Here is a 25,904-nt window from a genome sequence, read left to right on the forward strand (position 1 = left end):
CCCATACGAAAACGTCATCGGGGAGGGGGCTCGATTTCGGAACTGGTTCCTGCGGGCCGGGTTGTGCCTTGACCTTTCAAGGAGCAACCCAATGAAGATCTTTGCGCCCAGCCTCGCTGCCATGGCCGTCGCCGCTTTCTCCATGCCCGCCATCGCGCAGGACATGCCGTTCGAGCTGCCCGAGCTGGGCTACGCCTATGACGCGCTCGAGCCGGTGATCGACGCCCAGACGATGGAACTCCATCACACCAAGCACCACCAGACCTTCATCGACAATCTCAACAAGGCGGTAGAAGACGGCACGCTCGACACCGACCTGTCGGTAGAAGAGATCGTTGCTTCGGCCAGCACGCAGACCACCACCGTGCGCAACAGCGCGGGCGGACACTGGAATCATACTTTCTTCTGGGAAATCATCGGCCCTCAGGATCAGGCGGGTGAACCGAGCGAAGATCTGGTTGCCGCGATCGATGCCGTTTACGGCTCCATGGACGAATTCAAGGCCGAGTTCGAAGCGGCCGGTGCGGCTCAGTTCGGTTCGGGTTGGGTCTGGCTGATCGTCAACGATGCCGGCGAGCTCGAAATCACTACGACGCCAAACCAGGATAACCCGCTGATGGACCTCGCCGAGGTGCAGGGGACGCCGGTGATCGGCAACGACGTTTGGGAGCATGCCTATTACCTGACCTACAACAACCGCCGCGCCGAGTATCTGAGCAGCTGGTGGGATGTGGTGAACTGGGACGAGGTCTCGAGCCGTTATCAGGCAGCCCTCGCCAACTGACCGGGCGAACTGAACGACAAGCGCCGCAGCTGCTCGCTGCGGCACTTTTTGTTGCCGCGACATGACAGCGAGGTGAGTTGAAACCGGAGGCGCGATAGGATCGTATCTGAGCCAGAGGTACGACCATGACGCACAATGGTGAAGGTTTGGAACAGAAAAGCAAAGGACCGCTCGTCTACCGACAATCCATCTGGACACGGCTGACGCACTGGACCTGGGCGATCTGCCTGTTCTTCCTGTTGCTTTCGGGATTGCAGATTTTCAACGCGCATCCCGCGCTTTATATCGGGCAACAATCCGGCTTCGAGTTCGATAACGCGGTGCTGCGGATCGGGGCAGTCAATACCCCTGAGGGGCCACGGGGACAGACAACGGTCTTCGGGCAGACCTTCGATACGACCGGGGTTCTGGGGATGAGCGGCTCGGCCGAGGCGCCGCAATATACGGGTTTTCCGGGAGCAGTGACCATTCCGTCGTTTCGCGATCTGGCGACCGGGCGCGTGGTCCACTTCTTTTTTGGATGGATCTTTGTTGCCGCATTGTTCATCTGGTTCCTAGCAAGCGTCATCAACGGGCATTTGCGGCGGGATATCATACCGAAGGGGCAGGATATTGCCGGTTTGCCAGCCGATATGGCTGACCATGCGCGGTTTCGGTTTCAGCACCGGCGGCGCTACTCTCCGCTGCAGAAGCTGAGCTATTTCACTGTGTTTTTCGTCCTGTTTCCGCTCATCGTACTAACCGGACTGACCATGAGCCCGGGGATGAACGCAACTGCGCCGTGGCTGCTGGACCTGTTCGGCGGGCGGCAGACGGCGCGGACGATCCACTTTGCCGTCATGGTGCTTCTGGTGCTGTTTTTCATTGTTCATGTGATCATGGTGGTGCTGGCCGGACCGCTTAACGAGCTGCGCTCGATGATCACCGGCTGGTATCGGACTAGCCCGGGCACCGCGGCAGAGCAGGGGGACCGGCCATGAGCCAGATCATACTCAATCGGCGGCGGCTGCTTCTCGGCTCGGCGGCTCTGGGCTCGAGCGTTGCGCTTTCTGGCTGCAACCAGTTCGACTTCTTGGGCCAGCGCGGCAACCCCGTCCGGCAGGCGATGGAACAAGCCAATGTTCTGACCTATCATGCCCAAAGGGCACTGATCGGGGATCAGGTACTGGCGCGGGAATATTCGGAAAGCGAGATCCGGCAGGGCATGAAGCCCAATGGATCGACTGAGCCGACTACGGCCGAATACAGCTTTCTCCGGATGCAGGATTTTGCTCCTTACCGGCTCACCATCAAAGGCATGGTGGAGCGGGAAGTCTCGTTTTCGCTCGAAGAGTTGCGCAACATGCCTGCGCGCACGCAGATTACCCGGCACGATTGCGTGGAGGGCTGGAGCTGCATTGCCAAGTGGACCGGCACACCGCTGGGGCCGGTGCTCGATGCGGCAGGCGTGAAGCCGGAAGCGCGCTATTGCGTCTATCACTGCTTCGACAACATACAGCGCACGCTTTCGGGCGACATTTTCTATTATGAGAGCTCGGATCTGGTGGATGCCTACCATCCGCAAACCCTTCTGGCTTACGGGCTCAACGACCAGGTGCTGCCGGTCAGCAATGGCGCGCCGGTGCGGCTGCGGATCGAGCGGGCGCTCGGCTACAAGCAGCCGAAATATCTCCACACCATCGAGCTGGTGGATGACCTGACGCCGTTTGGGCGAGGCAGGGGCGGATATTGGCCGGATAACGGGTATGACTGGTATGGGGGCATCTAATGTGGCCGCAGGCTACGTGCACCCCCACCGAACCTCCACCCTTAAGAATGGGGAGGGAGGTGGGTGGCTGTTGACGCGTGCTTATGAGCCATGCACCTGCCACACTTGCGTTTCCCGGCAATCTCGCCCATATGAGCCCTAGCGTTGCGGCGAACTGTGCCGCTAACGGGCTTCTCTTCTTACTTTTGCGGTGAGCGGCGAAGTCACCCCGGATAGCCGATGTGCTCCGGGTTTGAGCCAGCACCCGCGCGATATTGCATCGCCCGATTGCCCCTTTTGTTTCGGCGTCCGCCCTTTTGGCTGGGCGCCACGCGCGCATTCGCGCATCAAGAAAGAACCGGATTTGACCGATTTTTCCAGTCTCGGATTGCCCGAAACCCTGACCGATAGCCTCAAGACTGGGGGCTTTGAGACCCCAACCAAAATTCAGACCCAGGCTATTCCCAAGCTGCTCGAAGGCCGGGACATGATGGGTATTGCCCAGACCGGCTCGGGCAAGACGGCTGCCTTTGGCCTTCCGATCCTCGCCGGCATCGCCCAGCTGACCGGGCGTCCGCGGCCGATGACGACGCGTGCGCTGATCCTGGCGCCGACGCGCGAACTGGCCGTGCAGATCGAAGAAAACATGCGCAAATTCGCCGGCTCCAAGATGAAGCTCGATACCGTGCTCGTTCTGGGCGGCGTGTCGCGCTATCATCAGGTGCAGAAGATCGCCAAGGGTGTCGACGTCGTTGTCGCAACGCCTGGCCGTCTCAAGGACCTGCTGGACGACAACAAGATCCGTCTCAACGAGACGCGCTGGCTGGTGCTCGATGAAGCCGACCGCATGCTCGACATGGGCTTCATCGCGCCGGTCAAGGCCATCGCTAAGGCCATTGGCCTCAGGCGCCAGACCATGCTTTTTTCAGCCACTATGGCGCCGGAAGTCGAAGACCTGGCCAAAGGTCTTCTTAAGGAGCCGGTGAAGGTCGAAGCTGCCGTTCAGGGCTCAACCGTAGTCAAGATTGACCAGCGGGTGATCCTTTCGGGGTCCAAGGCCAAGCGCGGCGTGCTCAATGGTTTGCTTGCCGACGAAAAGGAAGGCATGGAGCGCGTGATCGTGTTCGCGCGAACCAAGCATGGGGCGGACCGGGTCGCAAAGAACCTAGCCATCGATGGGCATGAAGCGGCCGCGATCCACGGCAACAAGAGCCAGAATGCGCGGCAGGCTGCGCTCAAGGGCTTTGCCAGTGGACAGGTGCGCATCCTCGTGGCGACCGATATCGCGGCACGCGGCATCGACGTTGCCGGGATCACCCATGTGGTCAACTATGACCTGCCGGACGATCCCGAGAATTACGTGCACCGGATCGGCCGTACGGGCCGCAATGGTGCTTCGGGCGTCGCCATCACGCTGTGCGATGGCACGGAACGCCCTAAGCTGCGCGACGTGGAAAAGCTGATCCGCCGCACGCTGCCGCTTTCGGGTGATCTCAACATGGTCGAGGAAGCGACGGCTTCGGCACCGCGCCCACCGCGGCACACCGCAGGCGCGCCCGGTGGCGCACGAACCGCGCGCAACCCGAAGAAGGATCCGCGCAAGTTCAATACGCCGCGTCCAGGTGGCGAGCGCACAAAGGGCGGTGGGCCCCGCGAGGCCAACTCGCCGCGGGAAGTTGCTGCTGGTCCGGCACGCGATCCCCGCAATCCGTTGGCGCCGGCGCGGTCTGTAAAACCCCCGCGCGCGGATGGTCTAAAGGCCAAGCCGCGCTGGACGACGGCGGCGAAAAAGTCCGCTGCACGCAACCGCCGTGGCGAAAGCTGATCAGAACAAAGGGCGGTCCCAAGGGGCCGCCCTTTTTATTTGGGGTGGGGTGCCGCGAGCTGAGACGTCTCGGTGCGCCAGACGCCTACACTCTTCAGGCAAAGCTCGCGGCCGGAGACTCACTCAACCTTAGGCTCTGCAGGGGAAGTATCTGCCGGTGGCTCCTGCGAAGTGTGGCAGGCCGCATCATCAGGCGGGTCGCTGTCCGCTTAAGCCACTGAATCCAGATAGATGATGTCGCGGCTGTGGGAGCCGGCGTCGGCCGTGCCGGGGGCGAGGCGATCCAAGAAGCGGAGTGCCCAATCGTCGACATTGTGGGTCCGGGCGGCGGCCATCAGGCCCTGCCAACGCTCCTTGCGTTCCTCCAGCGGCATATCGAGCGCCATGCGCAGCGCTTCCGAGGTTTCGTCGGTATCGAAGGGGTTGACCAGCAAGGCTTCGGGGAAGATCTCGGCGGCACCGGCGAAACGGGACAGCACAAGAACGCCGGGGTCGGCGGGATCCTGTGAGGCGACATATTCGTGTGCCACGAGATTCATGCCATCTCGGAGCGGCGTTACGAGCCCGACGCGGGCCATGCGGTAAAGGCCGGCAAGGCTCGGCTGGCCGTAGGCGCGCTTCACATAGGTCAAGGGTGACCAGTCGGGTTCGGAAAAATGCCCCATAACGCGGCCGCAGATGGCGTCGAGCGTGTCGCTGGTTTCCTGGTATTCCTTGATCGTGTCGCGCGAGGGCGGGGCGACCTGGAGGAGATGAACGTTGCGGCGCAGACGGGGATTGTTGGCGAGGAGCTTTTCGTAGGCTTCGACGCGCTGGGGCAGGCCCTTGGAATAATCGAGCCGGTCGACACCCAGGATAAGGGCCTGATCGCCCAGGCTGCGGCGCATGCGGTGGATCATCTTCTTGGCGGCAGGGCTTGCCGCGAGACGGGAAAAGGCCTCGGGGTCCGAACCGATGGGGAAGGCTGCAACATCGGTGCGGCTGAAGTCGATCGCCTCGATAGCGCGGGCGCCGAAGGTGGACGGAGCCTGGTGCTGGGCAAAGTCGGTGAAGGCAGCCACGTCGCGCTGCGCCTGGAAGCCGACGAGATCGTAGCGCGAGACATCGCGCATCAGTTCGGCATGGTGGGGGATGGCATAAAGCGCATCGGCTGTGGGGAAGGGAATGTGAAGGTAAAACCCGATGCGGTTGCGGGCGCCCAGATTTCGCAATTCGCTGGCGAGCGGGATCAGGTGATAATCATGCACCCAGATGATGTCGTCGGGGCGCAGGAGCGGCATCAGAGCCTTGGCGAACTGCGCGTTGACGCGACGATAGCCTTCGTACCAGTAGCTTTCGATGGTGGCGAGATCGAGCCGCAGGTGGAAGCTGGGCCAGAGGATGGAATTGGAAAAGCCGGCATAATAGGCGTGGTGGTCTTCGCGCGTCAGATCCACCTGAGCCACGGTGAGGCCATCGATGTCCTCGATGCGCGCTTCGGCTTGGGGCTGTTCGGTCAACTTGCCCGACCAGCCAAACCAGAAACCTTCCCGATTGCCCAGTACCTTGCGCAGGGCGACGGCCAAACCGCCAGCGGCTGGGCCCTTGCCTGGCGTTCTGTTCGATACAATGACAATGCGGCTCATGCTCGTTCCCCCAAAGTAGTTTTCAGTACGCCGGGGCGCGGGAAGCGTCCTGGCCATAAGCGTGTCGTCCGGACCCCAGGGGGTCAGTGAGCAGTCGTTTCGGCCAGGAGCGGCTCGTCGCGGTGGGTGATGTCTCCGAGGCCACGCAGAAGGGCATGGACGGAAGCCACATCTGCAATGCGCAAGCGGGCGGCAGTTTCGCCGGGTCCGAGTTTGATACCGACCCCGCCGAGTTCCTGAGCGGCACGGAAGGCATCCTCATCGGTGCGATCATCGCCAATGAAGATGGGGGTGCGGCCAGCAAAGGGCTCTTCCTGCATAAAGGCGCGCAGGGCTGCGCCTTTGTCGAAGCCGGTGGGGCGGGCTTCGAGCACCATCTTGCCTTTGACCAGGGCGAATTCGGGATGATCGTGCAGCGCTTCTTCCATGGCGCGCAGGCACGGGTCGGCCAGTTCGGGCGCCTGGCGATAATGAAGAGCGACGGCGCCGGTCTTGGGTTCGATCAGCAGCTCGGGATGGGCCATGGCAAGAGGCTCGATGGCGCGGACGATATCCTCGGCACCCGAGACCAATGCGTCATCGAGCATTTCCATGGAGCCGTCGGCGCGGCGGCGTTGCGAGCCATGGGCGCCGGCGATCGGGAGCTGCAAGGGCGAGAGGAAACGGTCAATATCGGAAATCTCGCGGCCTGTGATCACGGCAAAGGCGTGATCGAAATCGCGGGTGGCGCGGTTGATCTGATCGGTGAGTTCGGTCGAGACATGCACAGCGTCAGGCGTTTCCGCGATATCGACGAGCGTGCCGTCGAAATCGGTGAAAATGGCCAGCAAAGGCAGCTCTGCCCCGCTTTCAAGAAGCGTTTGTGTCATGGCAGCTCCATCTGTTTACCCTGATCGCTCCAATGGCGACCGGCAGAATTCGAAATGCTTGCGCTTTCTGGACGGAAATGTGGTGGCCACATTTACCCAATGCGCTCAGGGGGTCAGGTGCTCTAACGCCAGCAAGAGCAAAAGGTTCGCGCCACATGCCTGCCATGCACGTGGCTGGAATGTGGGAGATCAGATCATCACACGTTCGTGAAGGCACAAAAGCGGGAGCCATCCGCGATTTTCTGCGTTGCACAATGGACCCCGATCTGAGGCGTCGGGACGAATAAACTGAGGGAATACAAGAATAAAATGCGTCCGATCCTGTCCAAGCCAGCCCAGTCGCAAATCATGCTCAGCGCTCTTTTCGTTGCTGCGCTGAGCTTCATCACGCTTGCCGCATCTTTTGCGGAGATGCCTGTGGCGGACTCTTCGTCAGTGGTTCTGAGCAATGAATAAGGGCGAAGACCGCGTGAGCGGGTTGGGTGCCGATCTCTGGAGGATGGCTCAGCCTGTGCCCAGGGTCCAGGCAGTACCACCGGCGCAGAACCCGACAGCGCGGCGTCCGTTGCGCTCGTTGCGCAAGGTTCAGGCGAGCGGGATGCCTTTTCTGCCCTTGTCGCGCTGATAGATGGCCGAAAGATCGGCATAGGCGGCGCGCAGATCATCGACCCGCGCCAGAAGCGTTTCCCGGTGCGCCCGGTCTAGACCGGCGATCAGTTCATCGACGCTGCGACTTCTGAAGAAAGCGTTGTCGCGATTATAGAGCGGCCTTTCCGGCGACACCGCGGCGCGATCGGGGTCCGGAACGGCGTAGACCTGTTGCAGAATCTGGATGTCGTAAGGGATGCCGAAACTGTCGCGGCTGTCCTCATAGCTGAAGAGATAATAGAAATTGTCGAAGCCCGACCATGTGATGCCGGACAGGCAGAGCGAACATGGCTCGTGCGAGGTGACAAAGACGCAGTCCTTCGAAAGGGGGCGCTGATCGGCCGGCAGTTCGAAGAAGCGCTTTATGGCGTGCATCTCGCCGTGCCAGAGCGGGTTTTCGGTTTCGTTGTTGGTTTCGGCGACTACAACCGAAAGGTCGGACTTGCGCAGAATGGCCGCGCCGAACAGCTTGTTGCCTGCAGCGACGCCGCGAGCGGTGATGGGTATGATGTCGTGCTCTATGACATCGAGGAGGCGCGAAACGAAGTCGGCTTTATCCACCTGGGTTACTCTCCGGATGCAACGAGGCCGATCAGCGGGATCCCCGCCGCATCGAGCAGGCGCAGGCTGTTGCCGCTGATCTCGTAGCCGGCGGTAGCGGCAAGGGCAGCAAAGAACGCGGTTTCTTGGGCCATGAGACGCGGCGTGCAGGCTTTGCGGGTCGCGGCTGCAAGACCGAAGCGCAAGGCGGTGTCGTCAAGGCTTGCTTGCGTGAAATAGCTGTTGCAGCCGGCAGATCCATCAGCGCGCAGATCGGGCGCGATCTCGAGGGTCATCGGGGTGTCGCTCTGGGCTGGGCTGCCGGCGATGCTGGTGACGGTCCAGACGGTGCCGATGAGGCGCGGGTCAAGGGTGGGCGGCTCAGGAACAGGCTCTTGCAGCTTTTGACGAGTGACGAGGATGGAGACCGGGCCTGGGGCGAGAAGGTCGACCGGCACGGCGGCCGAACTGCGGAAAAGAACGGTCTGCCCGGAGCGTATTTCGGCAACGACGCCGAGGGGGCCGGCTTCTGTTGCCGTGTCGCTTCTGATGTTGAGTGAAAACTGCAGCGGCACCTGACCCCTGATAGGGATGGCGGCGCCCGCGCCGACGACGGGATTGCCCGAAGGCATCGTGACGAGGCCGACATAGAGTGTGGCGCCCTGCGGCAAGGCGATGCGCTCGCGATAGAAGACCTCGCCGGTGACCGTCAGATGCGCAGCCTGAGCCGGTGCGATCATGACAAGCAGCAGCAAAGCCAATGCAAGGACAGGCTTGAGCATGGCAGTCCCTCCCTCATGCGAGCTAGCCTAGCAAAGGGCGCGGGAAGTTGCGAGGCGAATGGGACGAAGCGGTTAAGCGCCACGTTCCCGATGCGTTACAAGCTGTGGCGGATCGAAGAGATATTCCTCGAGATTGTTGCCCTCTCCGCCCCGGTCGATAACCAGAAATTCGGTTTCGCGCTCAAGCACGGTGAGCACGCCATGCCAGGTGTTTCGGGCGATATTGACACCCTGACCAGGGCCCGGGAGGAACGCCCGGAGGCGGGCAGGCGTGCCGTTCTCGTCTTCGGCCACGATCACCAGCCAATGCGCATCCGGGGTGAGCGGAAAAAAAGCCTGGCTGCCAAGCGGGTGGCGCTCGACAAGGCCGAGAATGAGCGGAAGGGCGTAGGGTTGGCCGCGGAAGATCGAGATCATCGGGCGCGCGGCATCGCCTTCCAGTTCAATCCGGGCGAGATCGTGGAAGCGCTCGGTCATGTCGGCATTGATGGGGTAGTGATGGGACCCCACGGTCTGGATCACCTGGCCGAAGGGGGCAAAGGCATTAGGGGTGAGCGGCTCGATGAAGACAGGGCGCTGAGGCATGGTTCAGAACGGGAGTTTGGCGTGGCGGTTGACGTCCTTGTAGAGCAGGTAACGGAACCGCTCGGGCCCGGCATAGCACGCCTGAGGGCAGAAGGCGCGCAGCCACATGAAGTCGCCCGCTTCCACTTCGACCCAATCGCGGTTGAGACGATAAACGGCCTTGCCCTCGAGAACATAAAGCCCATGCTCCATGACGTGGGTTTCTTCGAACGGAATGACGGCGCCGGGTTCGAGAGTGACGATGTTGACATGCATGTCGTGGCGGAGGTCACTCGGCTCAACAAAGCGCGTCGTGCCCCAGGTGTCGTTGGTGCCCGGCATCCACCGGATGGGCTCGTTCTGCTCGTTGGTGACGAAAGCAGGCGGCTGGTCGATGCCTTCGGCGGCCTCGTAGCGCTTGCGTACCCAATGGAAGCGGGCAGGGGCATTGCCGGCATTGGCGAGGGTCCAGGCGGTGCCGGGCGGCAGGAACGCGTAACCGCCCCGTTCCAGGACATGAGCTTGACCCTCGATTGTCAGATCAACCTGCCCCTCGACGACGAAGATGACGCCTTCGGCGGCGGGATTGGGTTCAGGCCGCTCGCTGCCACCACCGGGGGCGACTTCGACGATGTATTGGGAGAAGGTCTCTGCGAAGCCGGACATGGGACGGGCAATGACCCAAAGCCGAGTTTCGCGCCAATGCGGCAGATATGAGGTGACGATATCGCGCATGACGCCGCGCGGAATGAGGGCATAGGCCTCGTTGAAGGTGGCGCGTCCGGTATGGAGCGCCATTTGGCCCGGTAGGCCGGCTATTGGGGAAGCGTAGTGAGGGGCCATGTCTCGCATTCGTGTCGATGGGCGGCAGCAACGCGCTGCCACCCATGCTTAGCGAGAACTCGTGGCGTTTGGCTAGATAGCGTAACGCAGGACCGCCGCCATATCCGCATCGCGCGGCAGATCCTGCCGGCGCACTGCGAGAACAGTTGCGCCGCTATCGAGCGCCCGGCCGGCGATCTCGTCGACGATGCCATAGTGAGCGGCGTCGGCGCCTTCGGAGAATTGGACCGCCCCGGTTTCCTCGTCGACCGTGCCTGTCACGACATTGTCCATATCGACGAGAAGGGTCTCGATAGCGCCAAACGTGGCGGCGCGGGCGGCATCGGAGAGATCGGTAATGGCGCGGTTTTGGCCAGAGCGGGTTTCGAAAAGCTGGCGGAAGCTATCGATCTTGCGCGCATAGCGGGTGTCGAGCACAGGTCGCGCGGCTTCCGCCAGTTCGCTCTCGGTGAGGCGGTCGGGGCTGCCGGCGATGATCTCGGGCTCATAGTCGAAGCCGCTGATCGAGCGGACCAGCGAAGCGACCGGTTCCGTTGCAGCCAGGATGATGGGCAGGTCGCTGCCATTGAGCACCGGCCGGAGGGCCGCATCGACACGGCGGATATATTTGGCAAGTTGCACCTTCTCGCCCTCCGAGCCGTGGATACGACGCGCGTGCGAACGGTCATTGATGGTGGATTTGCCCACCGCGTCAGCCGCGCTATCTGGGAAGTCCTGCACCTTGACCTCGGTCGGAGGAAGGTCAGCTGCCACTTCGACGAGACGCACGGCGTTTTCCGAGATCGCGAGTACATGGGCGGCATTGCGGAAGGTGACCGCGCGCAGGAGCGGCTTGAGGTGAAAACGGTCCGCGACCTCCACCATTTCGGTCAGGCGGTTGGCGAGGCGGAAGGTGCGGATGCTGTCGGGCGTAGCAAAGATCGCAAGGCTATGGGCCTGATGGCGCCAGAAATCTTCGTCGTCAGCGAGGTCGTCCAAGGCTTCACGCAGGCTCGCCAGACGGCGCTTGTCGATGCCGGCTTCTTCGAGCTGGGCGATGGCTTCCTTGCCGAGATTGCCGAAACTGATGCGGCTCTTTTCGATTTCCTGGGTGAGGGGCGTGGTCTCGAGATAGATCGAAACACTGGCTTCATCGCGCACGGCACGAAGGGCGGTCAGGTCCTTGTGGGTCGGAATATCGACATAGAGCATGCTGCACAGATCCTTTTGCTTGGGGTGTCGAGGGCGAACGCGTGTGCCGCGCCTGGGTTTCCGCGCAAAAGGTCGCAACCGGTGCGGGGTTGATCCGGTTAGATTTGATTAGGGTTACCGATTTTCAACCATTGAAGCGAGATACTGGATGCCATGAGCAAGCTGTTCCTCAGTTTCGAAGGGGCAAGTCCCCACTGGCTGCAGCATCACCTGCCCTGGCTGGCGGTGCTGATCGTGCTGTTCGGCCTCGACCGGATGGGCGAGGCGGGCGAAGGCACGATCGAGCTCGACGGCTAGAGCCTTATCCCAATAGAGCCTCGAGGCGGAGGAGGGCTATCCGCTCGACCTGGGCTGCGGCAGTTGCGAACTCTTCGGCCGCCGAATTGGCAACCCGCTTTTCGAACGCTTCGAGGATGCTGGCCTTGGTATTGTCGCGAACCGCGATGATGAAGGGGAAGCCGAATTTCTGCATATAGAGCGTGTTGAGGGCGGAGAACTTTTCGCGCTCCTCATCAGTCAACGCGTCCAGCCCGGCAGAGGCCTGTTCGGCGGTGGAATCCGCCGTCAGGCGCTTTGCGGCAGCCAGCCTTCCGGCCAGGTCAGGGTGGGCGCGCAAAACCGCGAGGCGCTCTTCAGGGGTGGCGGCGCGGAACTGGGTGCGCAAGGCGAAGTGAAGGCCGATTGCCGTGTCGCTGGCCGGCCCGAGCTCGCTTTCCCAGGCGCGCTCGGCAATCCAATGGGAATGCTCGAAAATCGAACCGAACCGCTCGACGAATTGAGCTTTCTCCATCTGGCTCGGCACAAGGGTTGGAGCGGCATAGGGATGGTGCTCGGCCCAATGGCGGGCGATCTCAAGGCGGGTCGGCACCCAGACCTTGTCGAATTTGTTGATGTAATCCACGAACTTCTTGAGGCCTTGGAAGCGGCCAGGCTGGCCCACGAGGCGGCAATGAAGCCCAAGGGACATCATCTTGGCACGTCCCGCCACGCCCTCGGCATAGAGGCAATCGAAGGTGTCCTTGAGAAACTGGAAGTATTCCTCGCCATTGTCGAAGCCGGGCCCGGTGACGAAGCGCATGTCATTGGTCGAAAGCGAGTACGGGATGATCAGCTGCGGCTTGCCGTGGATCAGCTTCCAATAGGGCAGGTCATCGTCATAGGTGTCCGAGATATAAGCGAAGCCGCCGAAGTCAGCCACGAGCTCGACGGTGTTGAGCGAGGAGCGGCCTGTATACCATCCTTCCGGCCGGGAGCCGGTGGCGAGCGTATGAAGGCGAATCGCTTCGGCGATCTGCCGGCGCTCTTCTTCGGGCGGCATGTCCTTGTGCTGAACCCATTTCAACCCGTGAGACGCAATCTCCCAGCCCGCCTCCTGCATGGCGGCGAGCTGCTCGGGTGCGCGCATCAAGGCGGTGGCGACGCCGTAGACGGTGACCGGCAGATTGGTCTCGGTGAAGAGGCGATGGAGGCGCCAGAACCCGGCGCGCGCACCGTATTCGTACATCGACTCCACATTGGCGTGACGCTGGCCGGGCCAGGGGGCGGCGCCGAGCACGTCGACCAGGAAGGCTTCGGACGCGGCATCGCCATGAAGGATGTTGTTTTCCCCACCCTCTTCGTAGTTGAGCACGAATTGCACCGCGACATGAGCGCCGCCGGGCCAGTTTGCATCGGGCACTCTGCGGCCATAGCCGTGCATATCGCGGGGGTAGCGGTTCATCAGCATCTCACTCTTCGGTTCGCGGCAAAGTTTAGCGGGGCCGGGATCGGAAACAAGATGCACAAAAATGGACCAGTTGGTAAAAATTGAGCATTGCGCCGGGCGCGGGTTGGGATAGACTCTCCTGTCGGGGAGTATGACTGGAGCAGCACAATGGCAGAAGGCCGCCTGACGACACACGTTCTGGACACGATGGCGGGCAAGCCGGCGCGCGGCATGCGGCTCGAGCTCCACTTCGTGCATGGCGACCACACCCACCACCTGCTCGACAGCTATACCAATGCCGACGGACGCGTGGACCAGCCGCTTCTGGCGGACGATCAGTTTCAGCAGGGTGAGTTCGAAATCCGCTTCCATGTGGGGCAGTATTTCGAGCGGATCGGGGTCGAGATCGAAACGCCGTTTCTCGACGTCGTGCCGATCCGTTTCACCATCTCGGAAGACAAGCACTACCATGTGCCCTTGCTGGTGAGCCCGTTCTCCTATTCGACCTATCGGGGGAGCTGAGGATGGTTGACGTTTCGAATGCCATCCGCTTTCTCCTCAACGGCGAGGAGATCACCCTCACCGATGTGGCGCCGGACCTGACGCTGTTGGACTGGCTGCGGCTCGAGCGGCGGTTGCGCGGCTCCAAGGAAGGGTGCGCGGAGGGCGATTGCGGGGCCTGTACCGTGCTGGTCGGGCGGGTATCGGGCGAGGAGATCATCTATGACTCGGTGACGGCCTGCATCCGGTTCGTGGGCAGCCTTCACGGAACACACGTGGTGACCATCGAGCATCTGCGTGGCGAGAATGGCGCGTTGCATCCGGTGCAGCAGGCCATGGTCGATCACCATGGTTCGCAATGCGGATTTTGTACGCCCGGCTTCGTGATGAGCCTTTATGGGCTCTGGATGCGGGAGCCCGACCCGTCGCGCGCGGCAATCGAAAAGGCGCTGCAGGGCAATCTCTGCCGGTGCACCGGCTATGCACCGATCATCCGGGCAGGGCAGGCAATTTCGAGCTACGGACAGCCGCAGGGTGATCCGCTCTGGGCCGAGCGTATCGCGGTCAAGGACAAGATCAAGGCGATCAACGACGGCCGGCGCGTGGTGATCGGCGAGGGCAACCAGCAGATCATCATTCCCGCCACTCTCGATGATTTCGCAGAACTTTATGAGGCACTGCCATCGGCGCGGATCGTTGCCGGTTCCACCGATGTGGGGCTGTGGGTCACCAAGTTCATGCGCCCCATCGGGCCGGTGATCTTTACCGGCCACCTGCAGGAGCTGAAGCGCATTGCCGAAAACGACAGCGAAGTACGCTTTTATGCCGGCGTTACCTATTCGGAGGCGCTGCCGGTTATCGCAGCCAATTTCCCGCAGCTGGGCGAGCTCTGGAACCGGTTTGCCGGTGAGCAGATCCGCAATATGGGCACGATCGGGGGCAATATCGCCAATGGATCGCCCATCGGTGACACGCCGCCGCCCTTTATTGCCCTCGGCGCCAAGCTGCATCTGCGGCGCGGGGAACACCGGCGCGAGATCAAGCTCGAAGACTATTTCCTCGCCTATGGGCAGCAGGACCGGCAGCCCGGCGAATTCGTCGAGAGCGTGACCATCCCGCTGCTGCCTGCAGGGGAGAAGTTTGCGACCTACAAGGTCTCCAAGCGCCGCGAGGAAGATATTTCCGCCCTTTGCGGAGCGTTTCGGGTGTTCGTCAACGACGGGGGCAAGGTCGGCATGGCGCGCATCGCTTTTGGCGGCATGGCGGCAACGCCCAAGCGCGCACGGGCGGTCGAGACGGCGCTGGTCGGCAAGCCATGGACGATGGACACGGTCGAGGCCGTGCTGCCCGCTTTCGCCGCGGATTACCAGCCGATCACCGATATGCGCGCTTCGGCCCAGTATCGCCTGCTGGCAGCGCAGAATCTGCTCAAGCGGTTCTTCCTTGAAACGGCAGGAGAGGGCCAGCGGCTCAAAAGGGAGCTAGCGTGATGAACAAGCATCAAGCGCCCATCGACCTTTCGGTGATGCACAAGCCAACGCGCCACGATAGCGGCCCGAAGCATGTAACCGGGACGGCCGAATATATCGACGATATTGTCGAGCCGGTCGGCACCATGCATGCCTATCTCGGGCTTTCGAGCAGGCCGCATGCCGAGATCGTGGGTATGGATTTTGCGCAGGTGCTGGCTGCACCGGGGGTCATCGGCGTATTGACCAATGACGATGTGCCCGGCGAGCTCGATATCAGCTCCGCGCACAAGCACGACGAGCCCGTCTTTGCCGATGGCGTGATTCATTTTTGGGGGCAGCCGGTTTTTGCGGTGATTGCTGAAACGCGTGATCAGGCACGAAGGGCCGCCCACCTTGCCCGGATCGAATATCGGGATCTGCCTTTTTTCACCGATGTGCGTTCTGCGCAGGCAGCGGGCGGCAAACTCGTGACGCCGCCGCTTAAGCTCGAGCGCGGCGATGTGGACGCCGGACTTTCCGCGGCTCCGCGCCGGGTCAAGGGCGCGATCACGATTGGAGGGCAGGACCACTTTTATCTCGAAGGCCAGATCGCGCTCGCAATCCCCGGAGAAGACGAGGATGTGGTGATCCACTCCTCGACCCAGCATCCGACCGAGGTGCAGTTGATCGTGGCGCAGGCGCTCGGCATTCGCCAGAACGCGGTGACCATCAATGTGCGGCGCATGGGTGGGGGCTTTGGCGGCAAGGAAACGCAGGGCAATCTTTTTGCTGTGATCGCCGCGCTCGGAGCCAAGAAGTGGAACCGGGCCTGCAAGATCCGCCCCGATCGCGACGACGACATGACCGCCACCGGCAAACGGCACGATTTCGTGGTCGATTACGATGTCGGCTATGACGAGACCGGCAAGATCCAGGCGGTCGATGCGGTTTATGGCGCCCGGGCCGGTTATTCCTCCGATCTGTCCGGGCCGGTGACGGATCGCGCGCTGTTTCACTGCGACAACGCCTATTGGTATCCTGCCGTGCGGGCCCGCTCCGAGCCGCTTTACACCAACACGGTATCGAATACCGCATTCCGCGGGTTCGGTGGGCCGCAGGGAATGATGGCGGCGGAGCGCTGGATCGAGGAGATCGCCTACGCGCTGGGCAAGGATCCGCTCGAGATCCGCAAGGCCAATTTCTACGGCACAGACACCGAGAATGTGACGCCCTACCATCAGGTGATCGAGGACAATATCATCCACCGGGTGGTGGACGAACTCGAAAGCGCGTCGGACTATCAGGCCCGGCGCAAGGTCATTCTCGATTTTAATCGGACAAGCGCTGTTCTCAAGAAGGGTATCGCGCTGACTCCGGTCAAGTTCGGGATCTCCTTTACGGCCACCTGGTACAATCAGGCGGGCGCGCTCGTGCATGTCTACAAGGATGGCTCGATCCACCTCTCACATGGTGGCACCGAGATGGGGCAGGGGCTCTATATCAAGGTGGCGCAGGTGGTGGCGGACGCGTTCGGGGTCAATCTCGACACCGTCAAGATCATGGCGACTTCGACCGGGAAAGTGCCCAATACTTCGGCCACGGCAGCCTCTTCGGGCACCGATCTAAACGGCGCGGCGGCGCTGGATGCATGCAGGCAGATCAAGGAGCGGATGCTCGCGCATGCGGCAAGGCTGCACGACGTCAGCGAGGCCGAATGCGAATGGGTCGCGGGCGGGCTCCAGGCCGGCGCCAAGTTCGTGCCTTTTGCCGAGCTTGCCATGTCGGCCTTTATGAACCGGGTACAGCTTTCGGCGGCAGGCTTTTACAAGACGCCGAAGATCCATTGGGATCGGGCGACGGGGCGGGGGCACCCGTTCTACTATTTTGCCTATGGGGCTTCGGTGAGCGAAGTGACCATCGATACGCTGACCGGTGAATATACAGTCGATCGCGTCGATATCCTTCACGATGTAGGCAAGTCGCTCAATCCTGCCATCGATCTGGGGCAGGTGGAAGGTGCTTTCATTCAGGGCATGGGTTGGCTGACGACGGAAGAACTGGTGTGGGACGAAAAGGGACAATTGCGCACCCACGCGCCCTCAACCTACAAGATCCCGCTCGCCAGCGATGTGCCGCCGGTTTTCAACGTCAAGCTGGCTGAATGGTCTGTCAACCGTGAGGCGGTGATCGGCCGGTCCAAGGCAGTGGGCGAACCGCCGTTCATGCTTGCCATGAGCGTGCCAGAGGCTCTCGGCATGGCCGTTGCCAGCGTCATGGATTACGCCGAGGCGCCGCGGCTCGATATGCCGGTGACGCCTGAACGGGTGCTGTTGGGGATCGAGCGATTGAAGCGGGAGGCGCGGGGGTGATCTTGCAGGTCTTTGTGCCAGCGCCTCTCACAGTGATCCGCTCCGTAGAGGGATGCGGGGACAGCTTGACCATCTGCCTTGTTTCAGAGGCCGCGACCGGCCTGGCCCCCTTGCCCCTTCTGAGGGGCGGGTTGGGTGAGGGGAGGTCAGCGTGAAGACTTCTCAGATGCTTGAAACCTTTCTTGCAGCCAATGCTGACGTGATCGTCTGCACTTTGACGTCGGTGCGCGGCTCCTCCCCGCGGGAGGAGGGCGCGTTGATGCTGGTGGCACCAGACGAAATCTGGGGGACGATCGGGGGCGGGGCGCTCGAATATATGGTCATCGACCATGCCCGTCGCCTTATCGCTAGCGGGCGAGCGGAAGAGGCGATGGATGTGCCCCTGGGACCAGAGATCGGCCAGTGCTGCGGCGGTCGCGTGACGGTTCGGCTGCGATACGCCGATGTGGCTGCCCGGGGCGAGGTCACGACGCTTGCCATGGCCGAGGAGGAAGCGGCTCCGCATGTCTATGTGTTCGGTGCCGGACATGTCGGGCGCGTTCTGGCCAAGATCCTTTCCTTGTTGCCCGTGCGCGTCGAGGTGATCGATACGCGGCAGGAAGAGCTGGATCTGCTCGATGGCGGCATTTCCCATCGCCGTGTGGCCATGCCCGAAGCGGTGGTACGCACCGCCCCGCCCGGCAGCGCCTTCGCGATCATGACCCATGATCATGCGCTCGACTTCCTGATTGCCAGCGAGGCGCTGGCGCGCACGGACTGCGCCTATACCGGCATGGTCGGATCGCGGACCAAGCGCGCAAAATTCGCCAGCTGGTTCCTGGAGCAGGGTGGGGACAGGGCAGCGCTGGAGCGATTGGTTTTGCCGATCGGGGCGCAAGGGCTTGGGGATAAACGGCCATCCGTTATCGCGGCACTGGCGGCGGCGGAAATTATGGTCCAGATTAACAGCCGGGAAGCATCTGACGGGCGAAAGTCCATCCTTTCGCAGGAAAGGGTGGCACGTGGACTTTGACATGCCCAATCGGCTTGAACTCACCGGCATCACCAAGCAGTTTCCCGGCGTTCTGGCCAACGATGGGGTGTCTTTCGCGGTCAAGCCCGGCGAAATCCATGCGCTCCTTGGCGAAAACGGCGCCGGCAAGTCCACCCTCGTCAAGATGATCTACGGGATCATGCAGCCCGACGCCGGCGAGATCCGCTGGAATGGGCAGAGTGTCACCGTCCCCAATCCCAAGGCTGCCCGGCGGCTGGGGATCGGCATGGTGTTCCAGCATTTTTCGCTGTTCGATGCGCTGACTGTGCTAGAAAATATCGCGCTCGGCATGGACGCCAAGATCCCCTCGCGCGCGCTCGAGAGCCGCATCCGCGAGGTGATGCAGACCTATGGCCTGTTGCTCGATCCGCACCGGACGGTGGCGACACTTTCGGTGGGTGAGCGGCAACGTATCGAGATCGTGCGCGCGCTCTTGCTCGATCCGCAATTGCTGATCATGGACGAGCCCACTTCGGTGCTGACGCCGCAAGAGGTGGATCAGTTGTTCACCGTCCTCCGCAAGCTCGCCGCGGAGGGGTGCTCGATCCTCTATATCTCGCACAAGTTGCACGAGATCAAAGCGCTGTGCGACACCGCGACCATTCTGCGCGGCGGCAAGCTCGTCGATACCTGCGACCCCAAGCAGGAAACCAGCCGCTCGATGGCCGAAAAGATGATCGGCACAGGGCTTCGGGATATCGTCAAGGCGGAGGGCAGGACCTTTGGCCCGCCAAAGCTCGTGGTCAACCGCTTGCGGACGCAAAAGACCGGGCATTTCGATGTGCCGGTGGATGGGGCAAGCTTTACGGTCCGGGCCGGAGAAATCCTCGGGATTGCCGGCGTTGCCGGCAATGGACAGAACGCACTGCTCGATGCGCTTTCGGGCGAGATCCTGGGCGATGATCGCGAGGCCATCACCATAGATGGGCTGGGGATCGGCACCATGAATACGACCGAGCGGCGCAAGCGCGGTCTCTGCGCAGTGCCCGAAGAGCGCAACGGTCATGCTGCCGTGGGCGACTTTTCGCTCAGCGACAATTCCGTGCTGACGGCGCGGGATCGGCTGGGCATGGTGGTGATGGGCCTGATCAATTCGGGCGCGGCAAAAACCTATACCGGCAAGGTGATCGCCGATTTCGCCGTCAAGGCGCTGGGACCAGCCTCGACCGCAGGGTCGCTTTCGGGCGGGAACCTCCAGAAATACATCATGGGTCGCGAAATCCTCCAAAAGCCTTCGGTGCTGGTGGTCAGCCAGCCGACCTGGGGCGTGGACGCGGGCGCGGCGGCGGCCATTCACCAGGCGCTGGTGGATCTTGCTTCGGCCGGATCGGCGATCGTCGTGATCAGCCAGGATCTCGATGAACTGCGCGCGCTCAGCGACACGCTTGCGGTGATCAATATGGGGCGGCTGAGCCAGGCCCGCCCGGTGAAGGATTTCAGCGTGGAAGAGATCGGCCTCTTGATGGGCGGCGTGCACGGGGCGACGGAGGCCGCATGATGCAATTCAGGCTCGAAAAGCGCCGTGAGCCTTCCAAAGCCATGCTCTATGCCACGCCAGTGGTCGCCGTGTTGCTGACCATGGTTGTGGGCGCGATCATCTTCTCGCTGATCGGGTTCGACGGGATCGGCGCGGTGCGGGAGATCTTCTTCACGCCCCTGACCAATGCCTATAAATGGCAGGACCTTGGGGTGAAAGCCGCGCCGCTGATCATAATCGGTGTCGGCCTCTCCATCGCTTACCGTGCCAATGTCTGGAACATCGGTGCCGAGGGGCAATATGTGATGGGCGGGCTCGCGGCCACCTGGATCGCTCTGCTGACCTATGGCATGAGCGGCTGGTGGATCCTGCCGCTGATGGTTGTGGCGGGGATTGCCGGCGGCGCGCTTTACGCATCGATTCCGGCACTGCTCCGAACCCGTTTGAACGTCAACGAAATTCTGACCTCGCTGATGCTGACCTATGTGTCGGTGCAGCTGATCTACTATCTCGTGCGTGCGCCCTGGAAAGACCCAATGGGGATGGGATTTCCGCAGACACGGCGCTTTTCCGCCGATGCGCTGTTGCCCAATATCTTTCCAGGCACCATCGTTCATGCCGGGGTGCCGATCGCCATCGTCGTGGCGCTGGTCGCCTGGTTCGTCATGAGCCGTTCGGTGTTCGGTTATCAGATGAAGGTGGTGGGCGCGGCCCCGCACGCGGCGCGTTACGGCGGCTTTTCGGAAAACAAGACGATCTGGCTGGCATTGCTGGTCTCCGGTGCCCTTGCAGGGCTCGCGGGCGCGCTCGAAGTATCCGGACCGTTCCAGCGGATGGTGCCAGGATTCCCGACCAATTACGGCTTTACTGCCATCATCGTCGCCTTCCTTGGCCGGCTGAATCCCCTTGGGGTGATCTTCGGGGGCATTGTGATCGCGATCACCTTTGTGGGTGGTGAAGTCGCGCAAACCTCGATCGGGCTGTCCAATGCCGCGACCGGCGTGTTCCAGGCCATGATGCTGTTCTTCCTGCTCGCGGGCGATATTCTCGTGCGCTATCGCATCAGGCGCGTCGTGCCGCAAACCGCAGAGGCGCGCTCATGAGCCCGGAACTGATCATCGCGATCATCGTCACCGTGGTCGGCGCTTCGACCCCGATCCTGATCGCGGCCTTGGGCGAACTCGTTGTCGAGCGATCGGGCGTGCTCAACCTCGGCGTCGAGGGCATGATGCTGGTCGGCGCGATTACGGCGTTCCTCGTCGTGTTTCTTACCGGCAACCATTACCTTGCCATTCTGCTGGCAGCGGCAGCCGGCGTCGCGGCCTCGATGATCTTCGGCTTTCTAACCCTGAGCCTTTCGGCCAATCAAACGGCGACGGGGCTCGCACTCACCATCTTTGGCACAGGCTTGTCCGCGCTGGCGGGGCAGGGTTATTCCGCACGGCCGGTGACGTTGCTGGGGCCGCTCTTTCCAGCGGAACTGGCGCTGCACCCGATCTGGCGCGTGCTGTTCGGTTATTCCGCGCTTGTCTACTTTTCCTTTGCGCTTGTTTTTGCAGTCTGGTGGTTTCTCAAGAAGTCGCGCGCCGGGCTTATCCTGCGTGCGGTGGGAGAGAACGATCTTTCAGCCCATTCAATCGGCTATTCGGTGATCGGGGTGCGCTATGCCGCCGTCGCCTTTGGTGGCGCAATGGCCGGCATTGCTGGCGCCTGTTTCCCCTTGCTGCTGACGCCGCAATGGGCCGAACGGATGACGGCGGGCCGTGGCTGGATCGCAGTGGCGCTGGTGGTTTTTGCATCCTGGCGGCCTTTCCGGCTGCTCGCGGGGGCATATCTGTTCGGGCTCGTGATGACCATGGAGCTCTATGCCAAGGCAGGCGGCGGTCCGCTGAGCGCCATTCCCGCCGAGCTCTGGGCTGCCATGCCCTATATCGCAACCGTTGTCGTGCTGGTGCTGATTTCCATCCGGCGCGACGCTTCCAACAATGCACCGGCCTGCCTCGGCAAGCCGTTTCTGCCCAGCAATTGAGCCGGCACCAAAGACCGTCTCAAGCAACGAAAGTCACTCAGGAGAGAACAATGACCCTAAACCGCCGCACAATGCTCAAGGCCGGGGCTGCCGCCGCAGCAGCCATTCCGCTCTTTGGCTCCAAGGCTTTTGCCCAGGAAGAACCGCTCAAAGTCGGCTTCGTGCTGATCGGCACCGTCAATGACAATGGCTGGAACTTCGGCCATTCCGAGGGCGCCAAGTACATGAAGGCCGAACTCGGCGATGCCGTTGCTGAGCCGACCATCGTTGAAAACGTGCCGGAAGGTCCGGACTGCGAACGCGTGCTGCGCGAGCTGGCCCAATCAGGCCACAAGCTGATCTTCGCCACCAGCTTCGGCTATGGTGACTACGTGATCAAGGTTGCACAGCAGTTCCCTGACGTACGGTTCGAACACGCGACCGGCTATCAGCGGTCCGAGAACGTCGGCACCTACAATGCGCGCTTTTATGAGGGCCGCGCCGTGTGCGGCACTGTCGCCGGCCATCTCAGCCAGACCGGCAAGGCGGGCTATATCGGCTCGTTCCCGATCCCGGAAGTCGTCATGGGCGTGAATGCCTTCGTGCTGGCCGCGCGTAAGGTGAACCCGGATTTCACCATCACCCCGGTTTACATCTCGACCTGGAACGACCCGGCACGCGAAGCCGACGCTGCCCGCGCCATGATCGACCAGGGCATCGATATCGTAGCCCAGCACACCGATGGTCCGGCTGCCCTGCAGGTGGTCGAGGAGCGCGGTGCCGTTGGCGGCTTCGGCCAGGGTGCCGACATGTCGGCCTTTGCGCCCAATGCCCAGCTCACCTCCATCATCGACAATTGGGGTCCGCACTATGTGCTGGCTGCTCAGGCCGTGATCGATGGCACCTGGGAGAGCAAGGATGTGTGGCCCGGCCTCAAGGAAGGCGAAGTCGAGATCGGGCCTTATGGTCCCAAGGTGCCGGAAGACGTGATTGCGGCAGCCGAAGCGGTCAAGAACGGCCAAATCGACGGTTCCATGCACATCTTCACAGGACCGATCAACGACCATACCGGCACCGAGCGCGTCGCCGCCGGCGTGACGCTGACCGATGCCGAGCTGCTCAGCATGGACTGGTATGTCGAAGGCGTCATTCCGCCGGCCTGATGACCTTGCTCTGATCGAGATCGAAGGGGCGGGCTCGCGCCCGCCCCTTTTTCGATAGTCCGGTTTCCCCTCCATCTGGCGCTTTGCGCACCTTCTGCCTGAGGGGAGAAGAACAAGGGGGCGCGCGACTGTTCCTCTCCCTCTTGGGGAGTGGGTGGATCGCCCCAAGGGCGATACGGGTGAGGGGGCTCACCTCTGACGGGAAGGAACCATTGCAATGCCCGATCTAGCGATCTTCTACGAATGGCTGATGTTTGCCGTGCGCTGGTTGCACGTGATCACGGCGATCGCCTGGATCGGTTCGTCCTTCTACTTCATCGCGCTCGATCTTGGCCTGAGAAAGACGCCGAGCTTGCCACCGCTTGCGCATGGCGAGGAATGGCAGGTGCATGGGGGCGGGTTTTACCACATCAACAAATATTTGGTGGCGCCGGAATTTCTGCCCGAGCACCTGACATGGTTTAAATGGGAAAGCTATTGGACCTGGATGAGCGGCGCGATGCTGCTGGCGCTGATCTATTATGTCGGTGCCGATCTATACCTCGTCGATCGAAACGTGCTCGACATTCCGAGCTGGACCGCCATCCTCTTGTCCGTCGGCTCTATCGTGCTGGGCTGGGTGCTCTACGATACGCTTTGCAAGTCGCCAATCGGGCAATCGACGACGGGGCTGATGCTGGTCTTATTCGCCATTCTGGTAGCGGCGAGCTGGGGCTATACCCAGCTTTTCACCGGCCGCGCCGCCATGCTGCATATGGGTGCGTTCACCGCGACTATCATGGCGGCGAATGTGGCCATGATCATCATTCCCAACCAGAAGATCGTGGTGGCCGATCTCAAGGCGGGCAAGGTGCCCGATGCCAAATATGGCCGGATCGCCAAGCAGCGCTCCTTGCACAACAACTACCTGACGCTGCCCGTCATCTTCTTCATGCTCTCGTCCCATTATCCGCTGGCCTTTGCCACCCAGTGGAACTGGATCATCGCCTCGCTGATCTTTCTCGTGGGCGTCGTTATTCGGCACTATTTCAACACCCGCCATGCCCGAAAAGGCAATCCGCATTGGACCTGGGCTGTGGCGGTGATCATTTTCATCATGATCGCCTGGCTCTCTTCCGCACCGAAAATGGGACAAGACGGCGCGGAACTCCTCGCCAGCGCGTCAGGCGAGCGCTTCATGGCGACCGAACACTTTGCGTCAGCGAGCCTTGCCGTGCAGACCCGTTGCGCCATGTGCCACACAGCCGAGCCGGTTTGGCCCGGCGTTTATCAGCCACCGAAAAACGTCATCCTCGACAATGATGTCGCCATCGCCAATCACGCCCGGGATGTGGTGATGCAAGCTGGCTATGCCCATGCCATGCCGCCCGGAAACGTCACCGAGATGACCGCCGAAGAACGGGCACTTCTCGTCGAATGGTTCCGCGAAGGATCGGGCTCATGAGCCGCACGGTGCTCCGGGGGCGGGTGCTGAGTTTCCACCGCGCGCCGAACTCGATCGAGGACAGCGACAGCTACCTCTATATCGAGGATGCCGCCGTGTTGATCGAGGATGGCGCCATTGTTTGGGTGGGCGCGTTTGCCGAGGCGGAATCCAGTGGCGCCGTGATCATCGATCATCGGCCAAACCTGATCATGGCCGGTTTCATCGATCTTCACCTGCATTACGTGCAAAGCCAGATCATGGCCGCCTATGCCGGATCGCTGCTCGAATGGCTCAACAACTACACCTTCATCGAGGAGCAGAAATTTGCCCAGCAGGGGCATGCCGATGCGGTAGCGGTGGATTTCTACGATGCACTGATCCGGCACGGCACGACGACTGCAGTCGCCTATTGCTCGAGCCACCCGCGCTCGGTCGATGCATTCTTTGCCGAGGCGCAGCGGCGCAACATGCTGATGGTGGGCGGCAAGGTGATGATGGACCGCAATGCGCCGGAGGGCCTGCTGGACACGGCTCAATCGAGCTATGATGACACCAAGGCACTGATCGCCCGCTGGCATAAACGGGGCCGGGGGCTCTACGCGATCTCGCCGCGCTTTGCGATCACCTCGACCCCCGAGCAGATGGGGATGGCGCAGGCGCTGGTGCTTGAGCATGACGACTGCCACATCCAAACCCATCTAAGCGAGAACGACCGGGAAATCTCGTTTTCGATGGAGCTTTATCCGGACGCCGTGGACTATACCGGCATTTACGAGATGTACGATCTGCTGACGCCGCGGACGCTACTTGGCCACTCGATCCACCTCAACCACCGCGAAACGGAAGCGCTGGCGGCATCGGGTGCGGTGGCGGTGTTCTGCCCCACCTCCAACCTGTTTCTGGGTTCGGGACTTTTCGATCGCGAGCGGCTTCTTGAACGCGGCGTTCGCATCGGCCTTGCTACCGATATCGGCGGCGGCACCAGCTTTTCCATGCTGCGCACCATGGACGAGGGTTACAAGATCCTGCAGCTGCGCGGGCAGCGGTTCAATCCGCTGGCCTCGTTTCACCTGGCAACACGCGGAAATGCGGAGGCGCTTGGACTTGCCGACACGATCGGCAGCGTTGCGCCGGGCCGGGCGGCCGATCTGATCGTGCTCGATGCGCAGGCCACCCCGACCATGCGGATGCGGATGGCAACCGTGGAAACACTGGTCGAGGAATTGTTCCTGCTGCAAACGCTGGGGGATGATCGCGCCATAGCCGAGGTCTATGTGGCTGGCGCAAGGGCGAAGTCCACTTTAGGCGGGTTGTGACGCAGGGCGCGATGGCCTAATGCTGTCGCGAAAGTGT

At 61.9% G+C, this 25,904-nt stretch carries 24 protein-coding genes; 16 read left to right on the forward strand and 8 right to left on the reverse strand.

Translation table 11 applies throughout. The features are described 5' to 3' along the window. The first annotated feature begins 91 nt into the window (after positions 1 to 91). The 4 genes from BM364_RS03780 (at position 92) to BM364_RS03795 (ending at position 4,356) form a co-directional block, all read left to right on the forward strand. Positions 92 to 784 carry a superoxide dismutase gene (locus tag BM364_RS03780; protein ID WP_280140617.1) on the forward strand — a complete coding sequence of 231 codons (693 nt, stop codon included), beginning with the start codon at positions 92 to 94 and terminating at the stop codon, positions 782 to 784. A gap of 125 nt (positions 785 to 909) precedes the next feature. Further along, a complete protein-coding gene (locus BM364_RS03785) occupies positions 910 to 1,764 on the forward strand; it encodes a cytochrome b/b6 domain-containing protein (RefSeq protein WP_092421121.1) in 855 nt (284 codons plus the stop codon). Then, on the forward strand, positions 1,761 to 2,552 hold the full coding sequence (locus tag BM364_RS03790) for a molybdopterin-dependent oxidoreductase (protein ID WP_092421123.1): 792 nt from the start codon (positions 1,761 to 1,763) through the stop codon (positions 2,550 to 2,552). Before BM364_RS03785 ends, BM364_RS03790 begins: the two co-directional genes overlap by 4 nt. Positions 2,553 to 2,895: 343 nt before the next feature. Continuing rightward, positions 2,896 to 4,356 carry a DEAD/DEAH box helicase gene (locus BM364_RS03795; RefSeq protein WP_425284869.1) on the forward strand — a complete coding sequence of 487 codons (1,461 nt, stop codon included), beginning with the start codon at positions 2,896 to 2,898 and terminating at the stop codon, positions 4,354 to 4,356. Between the two features lie 209 nt (positions 4,357 to 4,565). Here BM364_RS03795 and BM364_RS03800 read toward each other — a convergent pair whose 3' ends face one another. Both BM364_RS03800 and otsB read right to left on the reverse strand, forming a co-directional pair. Then, positions 4,566 to 5,981: an alpha,alpha-trehalose-phosphate synthase (UDP-forming) gene (locus BM364_RS03800; RefSeq protein ID WP_092421125.1), complete on the reverse strand. Its 1,416-nt coding sequence runs from the start codon at positions 5,979 to 5,981 to the stop codon at positions 4,566 to 4,568. Positions 5,982 to 6,064: 83 nt separating this feature from the next. Beyond that, the gene (otsB, locus tag BM364_RS03805) at positions 6,065 to 6,850 is read right to left on the reverse strand and encodes a trehalose-phosphatase (RefSeq protein ID WP_092421126.1); all 786 of its coding nucleotides are present in this window, start codon (positions 6,848 to 6,850) and stop codon (positions 6,065 to 6,067) included. 309 nt (positions 6,851 to 7,159) lie between these two features. Here otsB and BM364_RS18325 point away from each other — a divergent pair, with 309 nt between their 5' ends. Beyond that, a complete protein-coding gene (locus BM364_RS18325) occupies positions 7,160 to 7,306 on the forward strand; it encodes a hypothetical protein (RefSeq protein WP_175528448.1) in 147 nt (48 codons plus the stop codon). A gap of 129 nt (positions 7,307 to 7,435) precedes the next feature. Here the strand turns inward: BM364_RS18325 and BM364_RS03810 are convergent, their stop codons facing one another. From BM364_RS03810 to BM364_RS03830, 5 genes are all read right to left on the reverse strand, one after another. Then, a complete protein-coding gene (locus tag BM364_RS03810) occupies positions 7,436 to 8,059 on the reverse strand; it encodes a nucleoside deaminase (protein ID WP_244542758.1) in 624 nt (207 codons plus the stop codon). Positions 8,060 to 8,064: 5 nt separating this feature from the next. Further along, complete coding sequence (locus BM364_RS03815; RefSeq protein ID WP_092421130.1) at positions 8,065 to 8,820, reverse strand: META domain-containing protein; 756 nt, start codon at positions 8,818 to 8,820, stop codon at positions 8,065 to 8,067. 72 nt (positions 8,821 to 8,892) lie between these two features. Next, on the reverse strand, positions 8,893 to 9,405 hold the full coding sequence (locus tag BM364_RS03820; RefSeq protein ID WP_092421131.1) for an ureidoglycolate lyase: 513 nt from the start codon (positions 9,403 to 9,405) through the stop codon (positions 8,893 to 8,895). Between the two features lie 3 nt (positions 9,406 to 9,408). Further along, positions 9,409 to 10,227 (reverse strand): bifunctional allantoicase/(S)-ureidoglycine aminohydrolase, encoded by an 819-nt coding sequence (locus BM364_RS03825; RefSeq protein WP_092421136.1) that lies wholly within the window; start codon positions 10,225 to 10,227, stop codon positions 9,409 to 9,411. A 72-nt stretch (positions 10,228 to 10,299) separates the two neighbouring features. Further along, positions 10,300 to 11,418 carry a baeRF8 domain-containing protein gene (locus BM364_RS03830; RefSeq protein ID WP_092421139.1) on the reverse strand — a complete coding sequence of 373 codons (1,119 nt, stop codon included), beginning with the start codon at positions 11,416 to 11,418 and terminating at the stop codon, positions 10,300 to 10,302. Positions 11,419 to 11,571: 153 nt separating this feature from the next. Here BM364_RS03830 and BM364_RS18330 point away from each other — a divergent pair, with 153 nt between their 5' ends. After that, complete coding sequence (locus BM364_RS18330) at positions 11,572 to 11,715, forward strand: hypothetical protein (protein WP_175528449.1); 144 nt, start codon at positions 11,572 to 11,574, stop codon at positions 11,713 to 11,715. Positions 11,716 to 11,719: 4 nt separating this feature from the next. Here the strand turns inward: BM364_RS18330 and puuE are convergent, their stop codons facing one another. Then, entirely contained in the window at positions 11,720 to 13,138 is a 1,419-nt protein-coding gene (gene puuE / locus BM364_RS03835; protein WP_092423847.1) for an allantoinase PuuE, read from the reverse strand. A 153-nt stretch (positions 13,139 to 13,291) separates the two neighbouring features. On the opposite strand from puuE, the gene uraH reads away from it, so the two are divergent. From uraH to guaD, 10 genes are all read left to right on the forward strand, one after another. Further along, entirely contained in the window at positions 13,292 to 13,645 is a 354-nt protein-coding gene (gene uraH, locus BM364_RS03840; RefSeq protein WP_092421141.1) for a hydroxyisourate hydrolase, read from the forward strand. Positions 13,646 to 13,647: 2 nt separating this feature from the next. After that, positions 13,648 to 15,114 carry a xanthine dehydrogenase small subunit gene (gene xdhA / locus BM364_RS03845; protein WP_092421143.1) on the forward strand — a complete coding sequence of 489 codons (1,467 nt, stop codon included), beginning with the start codon at positions 13,648 to 13,650 and terminating at the stop codon, positions 15,112 to 15,114. Next, positions 15,114 to 17,444, forward strand: a complete 2,331-nt coding sequence (xdhB, locus tag BM364_RS03850) for a xanthine dehydrogenase molybdopterin binding subunit (protein ID WP_092421146.1) — start codon at positions 15,114 to 15,116, stop codon at positions 17,442 to 17,444. The genes xdhA and xdhB overlap by 1 nt, the downstream gene beginning before the upstream one ends. A 151-nt stretch (positions 17,445 to 17,595) precedes the next feature. Continuing rightward, complete coding sequence (gene xdhC / locus BM364_RS03855; protein WP_244542759.1) at positions 17,596 to 18,456, forward strand: xanthine dehydrogenase accessory protein XdhC; 861 nt, start codon at positions 17,596 to 17,598, stop codon at positions 18,454 to 18,456. 1 nt (position 18,457) lies between these two features. Then, positions 18,458 to 19,975, forward strand: a complete 1,518-nt coding sequence (locus BM364_RS03860; RefSeq protein WP_092421151.1) for an ABC transporter ATP-binding protein — start codon at positions 18,458 to 18,460, stop codon at positions 19,973 to 19,975. After that, positions 19,972 to 21,057, forward strand: a complete 1,086-nt coding sequence (locus tag BM364_RS03865) for an ABC transporter permease (RefSeq protein WP_244542760.1) — start codon at positions 19,972 to 19,974, stop codon at positions 21,055 to 21,057. The genes BM364_RS03860 and BM364_RS03865 overlap by 4 nt, the downstream gene beginning before the upstream one ends. Then, on the forward strand, positions 21,054 to 21,983 hold the full coding sequence (locus tag BM364_RS03870) for an ABC transporter permease (protein WP_092421154.1): 930 nt from the start codon (positions 21,054 to 21,056) through the stop codon (positions 21,981 to 21,983). The genes BM364_RS03865 and BM364_RS03870 overlap by 4 nt, the downstream gene beginning before the upstream one ends. Positions 21,984 to 22,033: 50 nt before the next feature. Continuing rightward, the gene (locus BM364_RS03875) at positions 22,034 to 23,125 is read left to right on the forward strand and encodes a BMP family ABC transporter substrate-binding protein (protein WP_092421156.1); all 1,092 of its coding nucleotides are present in this window, start codon (positions 22,034 to 22,036) and stop codon (positions 23,123 to 23,125) included. Between the two features lie 217 nt (positions 23,126 to 23,342). Beyond that, positions 23,343 to 24,569 carry a urate hydroxylase PuuD gene (locus tag BM364_RS03880; RefSeq protein ID WP_092421159.1) on the forward strand — a complete coding sequence of 409 codons (1,227 nt, stop codon included), beginning with the start codon at positions 23,343 to 23,345 and terminating at the stop codon, positions 24,567 to 24,569. Further along, complete coding sequence (gene guaD / locus BM364_RS03885; protein ID WP_092421161.1) at positions 24,566 to 25,867, forward strand: guanine deaminase; 1,302 nt, start codon at positions 24,566 to 24,568, stop codon at positions 25,865 to 25,867. Before BM364_RS03880 ends, guaD begins: the two co-directional genes overlap by 4 nt. Positions 25,868 to 25,904 lie beyond the last annotated feature (37 nt).

Origin of the sequence: Devosia crocina (genome assembly GCF_900116545.1) — a bacterium.
Classification (GTDB): domain Bacteria; phylum Pseudomonadota; class Alphaproteobacteria; order Rhizobiales; family Devosiaceae; genus Devosia; species Devosia crocina.